11 protein-coding genes are annotated in these 7809 nt (G+C 62.6%); 6 read left to right on the top strand and 5 right to left on the bottom strand.

The window, feature by feature from the left end; genetic code table 11:
- Positions 1-46: 46 nt before the first annotated feature.
- The 3 genes from AC1D1Z_RS31305 to pcaQ all read right to left on the bottom strand — a co-directional run bounded on the left by AC1D1Z_RS31305 (position 47) and on the right by pcaQ (position 1780).
- Positions 47-568 carry an MbcA/ParS/Xre antitoxin family protein gene (locus tag AC1D1Z_RS31305; RefSeq protein ID WP_113541658.1) on the bottom strand — a complete coding sequence of 174 codons (522 nt, stop codon included), beginning with the start codon at positions 566-568 and terminating at the stop codon, positions 47-49.
- 94 nt (positions 569-662) lie between these two features.
- Entirely contained in the window at positions 663-797 is a 135-nt protein-coding gene (locus AC1D1Z_RS31310) for a hypothetical protein (protein WP_315859426.1), read from the bottom strand.
- A 65-nt stretch (positions 798-862) separates the two neighbouring features.
- On the bottom strand, positions 863-1780 hold the full coding sequence (gene pcaQ / locus AC1D1Z_RS31315) for a pca operon transcription factor PcaQ (RefSeq protein WP_028732670.1): 918 nt from the start codon (positions 1778-1780) through the stop codon (positions 863-865).
- A gap of 95 nt (positions 1781-1875) precedes the next feature.
- On the opposite strand from pcaQ, the gene pcaD reads away from it, so the two are divergent.
- The 6 genes from pcaD to AC1D1Z_RS31345 all read left to right on the top strand — a co-directional run bounded on the left by pcaD (position 1876) and on the right by AC1D1Z_RS31345 (position 6470).
- On the top strand, positions 1876-2685 hold the full coding sequence (gene pcaD, locus AC1D1Z_RS31320) for a 3-oxoadipate enol-lactonase (RefSeq protein ID WP_477852730.1): 810 nt from the start codon (positions 1876-1878) through the stop codon (positions 2683-2685).
- Positions 2682-3086, top strand: coding sequence for a 4-carboxymuconolactone decarboxylase (gene pcaC, locus AC1D1Z_RS31325; protein WP_018246301.1), 405 nt, complete (start codon positions 2682-2684; stop codon positions 3084-3086). The genes pcaD and pcaC overlap by 4 nt, the downstream gene beginning before the upstream one ends.
- Before the next feature lie 9 nt (positions 3087-3095).
- Positions 3096-3845 (top strand): protocatechuate 3,4-dioxygenase subunit beta, encoded by a 750-nt coding sequence (gene pcaH / locus AC1D1Z_RS31330; RefSeq protein WP_018448819.1) that lies wholly within the window; start codon positions 3096-3098, stop codon positions 3843-3845.
- A gap of 2 nt (positions 3846-3847) precedes the next feature.
- On the top strand, positions 3848-4459 hold the full coding sequence (gene pcaG, locus AC1D1Z_RS31335; RefSeq protein ID WP_477852731.1) for a protocatechuate 3,4-dioxygenase subunit alpha: 612 nt from the start codon (positions 3848-3850) through the stop codon (positions 4457-4459).
- Positions 4460-4588: 129 nt separating this feature from the next.
- Entirely contained in the window at positions 4589-5635 is a 1047-nt protein-coding gene (locus AC1D1Z_RS31340; protein ID WP_477852733.1) for a 3-carboxy-cis,cis-muconate cycloisomerase, read from the top strand.
- A gap of 67 nt (positions 5636-5702) precedes the next feature.
- Positions 5703-6470 carry an SDR family oxidoreductase gene (locus AC1D1Z_RS31345; protein WP_477852735.1) on the top strand — a complete coding sequence of 256 codons (768 nt, stop codon included), beginning with the start codon at positions 5703-5705 and terminating at the stop codon, positions 6468-6470.
- 39 nt (positions 6471-6509) lie between these two features.
- On the opposite strand, the gene AC1D1Z_RS31350 is transcribed toward AC1D1Z_RS31345, so the two are convergent.
- Positions 6510-7340, bottom strand: coding sequence for a shikimate dehydrogenase family protein (locus tag AC1D1Z_RS31350; protein WP_477852737.1), 831 nt, complete (start codon positions 7338-7340; stop codon positions 6510-6512).
- Positions 7341-7344: 4 nt separating this feature from the next.
- On the bottom strand, positions 7345-7809 hold a 465-nt coding region (locus AC1D1Z_RS31355), incomplete at its 5' end, for a Gfo/Idh/MocA family oxidoreductase (RefSeq protein ID WP_477852738.1).

Consider the following 7809-nt stretch of genomic DNA (forward strand, 5'->3'; position numbering starts at 1 on the left):
GGGATCAGCCGGTACGATGGACGCTGCGCCTGGGCAAAACGATCCCTCACCGGAAGACGATGTCCGTATCTTCGTAAGGCGTGAAGGCTTCGTCGAGCATATTTGGCTGCATGTAGAGACCACCGCGCGCGCCATCGAGAAACCGGCGGACGGTCATCAACCCGTCCTGGGTCCCGTTGGTCGCGACATCAAGCGGCGGATGCCCGCTGAAAACGAGCGCCTGATGAGGTGTGCGCAGCCAGGCGACGCCGGCGCGTTCATCCGAAAAAAGCACGCCGAGTGCCTGATGGATGCCGAGCACGGCCGAGATGCGGGTCAGCGTATCGACATCGAGCGTGAAAGCGCCGTGCTCGCGCGCCTGTTTGGCCCAATTGTGGTAGGTCGACCTAGAGGGATAACCGAGCACGAGCAGACGCTGCTCTTCCGTCAGCCCCCAGAGATCGGCGATCGCCAGAAAAGTTCGCAAGGCCGGGGCGCTCAGCCTCTTGCGGTTTGCCGGAGCAAACCGCTCGGTTTCCAGCCGCTGTGGCCGCTGGCCTTCTCGTTGCTCCCGTCGCGCATGCTGCATGAAGGCCTCCTGTCTTGAATTAGACATAGTCCAAATCTAGGCATACATCAAGCGAATTTAAAGAGGTGGGTTCAGCCGACCGCCGGTTTGGGCGTCACCATAGTCCAGGCAGCAGCCGGTAGCGGACCTTGCGGCGGTATTCGGCGTAACCCGGCAGGTCTCTTGTCAGATGCTTTTCCTCGTCCAGCAGACGCGCAGCAATTCCGGCAAAGGCAGGGACGAAGTTCACCGTCGCTTCCGTCGCCCGGCTGCGAGATCCTTCTTCTGATTCTCCATCGGCCAAACTCCGTTACCTCAGGAAACCTCGCCTGCCGCCTCGCGGATCGTCTGCATCAGGATCGATTGCGGCAGCGACGGCACGGCATCGGCGCGCATCGTCAACCCGACCGGCCCCTTGGTCTCGCCAGTATCGATCGGCAGAAGCGCCAGCCGCCCGTCGGCGACATCGTTGGCCACCACGCCGTTGGAAATGATCCAGATCGCATCGCTTGCCCTGAGGAAAGCGCGGCCGAAGGAATCCGACACCGTCTCGATCTGGTTCGGCAGGCTGGAGACGCCGTTGACGATGAGGAAATTTTCGACCACCGGCCGGATGATCGACCCCCGCGTCGGCATCAGTACCGTATAGTTGCCGAAGCCTGAAAACAGCGATTGCCGGCCGTCGAGCAGCGGATGGCCGGCGCGCACGGCAAACACCACCTGCTCGGAATAAAGATGTTCGAAGGAAAAGCCCGCCATCTTCTCGGCGCCTGCCAGACGTCCGACGACGATATCGAGATCGCCGACGCGAAGCTGTTCCAGCAGTACCGCGTTCTCACCGGTGACGATCTTCACCCGGCTCCAGGTCTTCTCCTTGAGGAAGAGTTCCATCGCCCGCGGCATGATGCGCGATGACACCGTCGGCAGTGCGCCGATACGGATCGGCGGCGCATCGGCGAACTGCTCCTGCGAGACGGAATCGAGACCCTGGCGCAGCGCGGTCAGCGCAGCGCCAGCGTGCCGCAGGAAGACCTCGCCGTAGCGGGTGATCTTGATGCCGCGGCCATCGCGCTCGAAAACATCGACACCCAGCACCTGTTCCAGTTCGCGGATCGTCTTGGTGACCGCCGGCTGGCTGACATGCAGCAATTCGGCGGCCTTCATCACGCTCTTCTGCCGCGCCACCTCGACAAAGGTTTGCAGATGGCGGAACTTGACCCGGCTGTCGATCATCGCTCGCATAACTCCAGGGTTATCGAAACTCCGATAAATATCATTTTACTTAACCGGATCAACCAGTCAATTTCACTATTCAGGAGGAGAGTGACGTGCAATTCGCCCGCATAAACGACGTGACGATCCATTATCAGATCATTGGTGCCCCTGCCGACAGGCCAGTGATCGTCTTTACCAATTCGCTCGGGACGGATTTCCGCATCTGGCGCGACGTCGTGGTGCGGCTTGCCGGTGAATTTGCCATCGTGCTTTACGACAAGCGCGGCCACGGCCTTTCCGATGTCGGCCAGCTCCCCTCATCGATCGAGGATCATGCGACGGATCTCGCCGGCCTTCTCGATCTGCTGTCGGTCAAGGATGCCGTCATCTGCGGCCTCTCCGTCGGCGGCCTCATCGCCCAGTCGCTCTATCACCGCCGTCCGGACCTGGTCGGTGCGCTGATCCTTTGCGACACCGCCCACAAGATCGGCACTTCAGAGAGCTGGAACGCCCGCATCGCCGCCGTCGAGAAAAACGGTATCGGCAGCATTGTCGACGCCATCATGGAACGCTGGTTCACACCCGCCTTCCGCCGGCCCGAGAACACCGCCTATGCCGGCTATTGCAACATGCTGACGCGCCAGCCCGTCGAGGGTTATGTCGCCGCTTGCGCCGCGATCCGCGATGCCGATTTTACCGAAATCGCAAAGACGATCACTGTCCCAACGATCTGCATCGTTGGCGAACAGGATGGCTCGACGCCGCCCGATCTCGTGCTTTCGACCGCGAAGCTGATATCAGCCGCTCGCTACGAAGTGATCCGCGATTGCGCGCACATTCCCTGCGTCGAGCAGCCGGAAGCGCTGACGGCGATCATCCGCGCCTTCCTCACATCCATTCCGCCTGGAGAAGTCAGCCCATGAATGAGACCGCGTCCTCCTCCGAGCGCTATCGCCAGGGCATGGCGACCCGCCGCGCCGTGCTTGGCGACGCCCATGTCGACCGCGCCGCCGCCACATCGACGGAGTTCGACCGCCCCTTCCAGGAACTGATCACCGAAGCTGCCTGGGGCCATGTCTGGTCGCGCCCGGCGCTGACGAAGCGCGAGCGCTCGATCATCACCATCGCTCTGCTCGCGGCCCTCGGCCAGGACGACGAGGTCGCCATGCATGTGCGCGCCACCGCCAATACGGGGGCAACCCGCGAGGATATTTGCGAGGCGCTGCTGCATGTTGCAATCTATGCCGGCGTTCCCGCCGCCAACCACGCGATCAAGATCGCAAAGCAGGCTTTTGAACAGATGGACGCCGAAAAGGCGGCCTGAGGGAGAAAAATGTCCGAACGACCGAACCGCAAGCCCGAGACCGGCGGCTTCTTCGCCCGCGACCGCGCCTGGCATGCGCCAGCGCTGACCCCCGGCTACAAGACCTCCGTGCTGCGCGCGCCGCAGCGCGCGCTGCTCTCTCTCGACGGCACGATTTCCGAAACCACCGGTCCGGTCTTCGGCCATTCGATGATCGGCGAACTCGACAACGACCTGATCCTGAACTACGCGCAGCCCGGCGAGAGCGCCATCGGCGAACGCATCATCGTCCATGGCCGCGTGCTCGACGAGCGCGCCAGGCCGGTTGCAGGCGCCTTGGTCGAGTTCTGGCAGGCCAATGCCGGCGGCCGCTATCGCCATAAGAAGGAAACCTATCTGGCAGCGATCGACCCGAATTTCGGCGGCTGCGGCCGCGCCATCACCGACGAGGACGGCCGCTACCATTTCCGCACCATCCGTCCCGGCGCCTATCCCTGGCCGAACGGCATCAACGACTGGCGTCCCGCCCATATCCATTTTTCGATCTTCGGGCATGGCTTTGCCCAACGCTTGATCACCCAGATGTATTTCGAAGGCGATCCGATGATCTGGAAATGTCCGATCGTCGGCACGATCCCCGACAAGGCGGCGATCGAGCAACTGATCGCGCCGCTCGACTGGGGCAACACCATTCCAATGGATTCACGTGCCTATAAATTCGATATCGTGCTGCGCGGCCGTCGCTCGACGATGTTCGAAAACAGACTGGAGGGCAACTGACCATGCAGCAGCTGGGCTACCTCAAGGAAACCCCGTCGCAGACGGCCGGTCCCTATGTCCATATCGGCCTGACGCCGAATTTCTGCGACATAACGGGCGTCTACGACACCGATCTCGGCATCGAGATGGTCAACGACAAGACGCTCGGCGAGCGTATCACCGTCACCGGCCGGATCTTCGACGGCGCCGGGGCGCTGGTGCGCGATGYGGTCATCGAGATCTGGCAGGCCGACAGCGCCGGCCTCTACAACAGCCCGTCGGAAATGCGCGGCGCCGCCGACCCCAATTTCACCGGCTGGGGCCGCTGCCCGACCCGCGCTGAGGACGGCGTCTACAGCTTCGAGACCGTCAAGCCCGGCCGCGTTCCCTTCAAGGACGGTCGCAAAATGGCCCCGCACATCACCTTCTGGATCGTCGCCCGCGGCATCAATATCGRCCTGCACACGCGCATGTATTTCCCGGAGGAGACGGAGGCCAACGCCGCCGATCCGCTGCTTTCCCGCATCGAACATCGCGAGCGCGTCGCAACAATGATCGCCACGCGCGACGGCGCGACCTGTCATTTCGACATCTATCTGCAGGGTCCGAAGGAAACGGTGTTTCTGGATATCTGAGGGCCAGCCGCGCAAGTCGCTTGTTCACAGGGCTCTGTGTAGGTAGCGTCCCCCTCACCCTACCCTCTCCCCGAGGGGAGAGGTGGCGGCAGCCGGATGAGGGGGCCGCCACCACAAACCGAGACGCTCATGACCGCATCGCCCTTCGACCACCCCTTCCTCTCCGGCCTGCTCGGCGACGATGAAATCGCGCCCTATTTCTCCGCCGCGGCGGATATCCGAGCCATGCTCTCCTTCGAGGCCGCGCTCGCCAAGGCGGAAGCCGCTCATGGCCTGATCCCTGCCGAAGCGGCAAGGCGTATCACTGACACCTGCGCTGCCTTCTCAGCCGATGTGCCCAGTCTTCGATCGGCGACGGCAAGGGACGGTGTCGTCGTTCCCGACCTCATCAAGCAGCTGCGCGCTGATGTCGGCGAGGAGGCGGCAAAAAGCCTGCATCTCGGCGCGACCAGCCAGGATGTCATCGATACCAGCCTGATGATCCGCCTGAAGGCCGTCGTCTTCCTGTTTGCCGGCCGGCTTTCCACTATTGCCGCAGGACTCGATGCGCTCGACCGCCAGTTCGGCCGGAACCAGCTGATGGGCCACACCCGCATGCAGGCGGCGATCCCGATCACCGTCGCCGATCGCCTCAATGCGTGGCGCGCACCGTTGACGACCTATCGCGACCGCCTGACCGAGCAGAGCTTTCCCGTCCAGTTCGGTGGTGCGGCCGGCACACTGGACAAGCTCGGATCGCACGCCGCCGCAATCCGCGCTTCGCTGGCCCAGGAACTCGGCCTCACGGACGCACACCAATGGCAGAGCGGGCGTCTGCCGATCGCTGATATTGCCGGCCTGTTCGCGTCGATATCGGGCAGTCTCGGCAAGATGGGGCAGGATATCGCGCTGCTTGCCCAGGCCGGTGATGAGATCGAAATTTCAGGCGGCGGCACCTCGTCGGCGATGGCGCACAAGCAGAACCCCGTTTCCGCCGAAGTCCTGGTTTCGCTCGCCCGCTTCAACGCCACTGTTCTATCGGGCATCCACCAGTCCCTCGTCCACGAACAGGAACGCTCCGGTGCGGCCTGGACGCTCGAATGGCTGCTCCTGCCGCAAATGACGATGGCAACCGCCGCCAGCCTGCGGCTCGCCGGGGAGCTTGCAGGAAATATCAAGAGGCTTGGAAGGGCCTGATCCAGCACCTTTGCATGTAGTGCCGGAAACCGGTTATGCAGAGTGCAACGAAATCAGGAGCAGCCTTGTGACCTTTCCCCTCTTCGACCTCTCCGGCCGCCTCGCCCTCGTCACCGGCTCCAGTCAAGGCATCGGCCGCGCATTGGCGGTCGGGCTTGCCGAGCATGGCGCCTCGATCATCATCAACGGCCGCAACGCGCAGAAGGCGGAAGCCGCCGCCGAGGATATCCGTCGCAGCCATCGCCATGCCGTCAGCGCCGCCTTCGACGTCACCGATGCAGAGGCCAGCCGCACCGCCATCACCTATATCGAGGCGGAGATCGGCCCGATCGACATCCTCGTCAACAATGCCGGCATGCAGTTCCGCACGCCGCTGGAGAACTTCCCCGTCGACAAATGGGACGAGATCTTCAAGACCAACGTCTCCAGCCTGTTCTATGTCAGCCAGCCGGTCGCCCAGGCAATGATCTCACGCGGCCGCGGCAAGATCATCAACATCGCCTCCGTCCAGGCCGAACTCGCCCGTCCCGGCATCGCGCCCTATACCGCCACCAAGGGCGCGGTGAAGAACCTCACGCGCGGCATGGCGACCGACTGGGCGAAATACGGCCTGCAGATCAATGCGATCGCGCCCGGCTATTTCCGCACGCCGCTCAACCAGGCGCTGGTCGATGATCCCAAGTTTTCCGGCTGGCTGGAAAACCGCACACCTGCCGGCCGCTGGGGCGAGGTCAAGGAGCTTGTCGGCGCTGCCGTCTTCCTGGCCTCGGATGCCTCCTCCTTCGTCAACGGCCACATGCTGACCGTCGATGGCGGCATCACCGCCTCGCTCTAGAACAGGATGTCGTCCGAAAACCGCTCACACTTTTCGGCATCATCCGAGTTTGGCGATGGCACGCAGGTTGTCGGCCGTCGTTGTCGGGAATTCGAAGAATTCGAGATAGGCTGGGATCTGTTCGAACAACATGTCGGTCCCAACCTGAAATGCACAGCCGCGCGCCCTCACGGCCTCGAGAAAAGGGGTTATCTCCTTCGTCATCACGACTTCGCCGACGAAGGTCGATGGGGAGATGCGGTCGATATCGATTGGCAGCGGGTCACCCCGTCGCATTCCGAGAGGCGTCGCGTTGACGACAATGTCGAAACCTGTCGGATCGGCGGAGCCGACCGTCACTTCAAGATGCGGATAGTATTTCTTCAGCCTGTCCAGCAGCGCGGTCGCGGTCGTCTCGTTGGCGTCGAAGATCGCAAGACGGGCGACGCCCGCCTGTGCCAACGACGCCGCGATCGCCGAGCCGACGCCGCCGGCACCGGCGATGAGCGCACGGGCTCCTTCAACCTTTTTGCCCTTGCGCAACACGCCTCGAACGAAGCCCTCGCCATCGAACATGTCACCGATCAGCCTGCCGTCCGAACCGAGACGCACTGCATTGCACGAGCCGGCGACTTTTGCGTTGGTCGAGGTTTCGTCGAGCAGCGCCATGGTCGAAATCTTGTGCGGCATCGTGATCAGAGCGCCGTGGATATTGGATAGCCGGAACAGAAGCTTCAGAAACGCTGGATAGTCCTCCGGCCTGCAGCCCATCGGCACGACGACGGCATCAATTCCCTTGTTCTGAAAGTAAGGATTATAGATCAGCGGGGCCTTGAAGGACTCCGTCGGATAGCCGAGGTGAGCGATGAGTTTGGTCGTCCCGGTGATCATGTGGTCAGACTTTCTGGGGATCGGAAGAGGCGCTGGCCTTGGCGAGGTGGATCATCTGCCCCGAGCGCGCCGATCTCTTGATCGCTTCGACGACCCTGAGAGTAGCAAGGCCCTCCCGGCCACTCACTAGAGGCGTGGCATCACCACGGATAACGTCGCAAAAATGTCTGAGCTGAACGCAAAGGGGATCGGCTGCTGCGTAGGGCACCCGCTCCTGGGCAAGCTGCTCCAGCCAATCGGGCCTCGAAGGGCTCGTCCACAGTGTCAGATCAGGAATTCCGAGCGAGCCCTTGGTGCCGCCGATCTGGTAGCAGAATTGATCGTAACGGGGAAAAGCAGGGTTCTCCCCGGTGGTTATCTCCCAGCTCCAGGGCGCCGCCACGGCATCACTGCCGTTGAGAGTGGCAAGCACCCCGCTTTCGAAACGCAGCGTCACGACAGCCGTATCCTCGACAGCATGGTTCCGCAC

It is taken from the genome of Rhizobium sp. P1_E1, assembly GCF_056406015.1.

Coding starts and splice junctions, on each gene's coding strand:
- AC1D1Z_RS31305 (WP_113541658.1), bottom strand. CDS start 568: ATGCAGCATGCGCGACGGGAGCAACGAGAAGGCCAGCGGCCACAGCGG.
- pcaH (WP_018448819.1), top strand. CDS start 3,096: ATGTCCGAACGACCGAACCGCAAGCCCGAGACCGGCGGCTTCTTCGCC.
- AC1D1Z_RS31340 (WP_477852733.1), top strand. CDS start 4,589: ATGACCGCATCGCCCTTCGACCACCCCTTCCTCTCCGGCCTGCTCGGC.
- pcaC (WP_018246301.1), top strand. CDS start 2,682: ATGAATGAGACCGCGTCCTCCTCCGAGCGCTATCGCCAGGGCATGGCG.
- pcaQ (WP_028732670.1), bottom strand. CDS start 1,780: ATGATCGACAGCCGGGTCAAGTTCCGCCATCTGCAAACCTTTGTCGAG.
- AC1D1Z_RS31350 (WP_477852737.1), bottom strand. CDS start 7,340: ATGATCACCGGGACGACCAAACTCATCGCTCACCTCGGCTATCCGACG.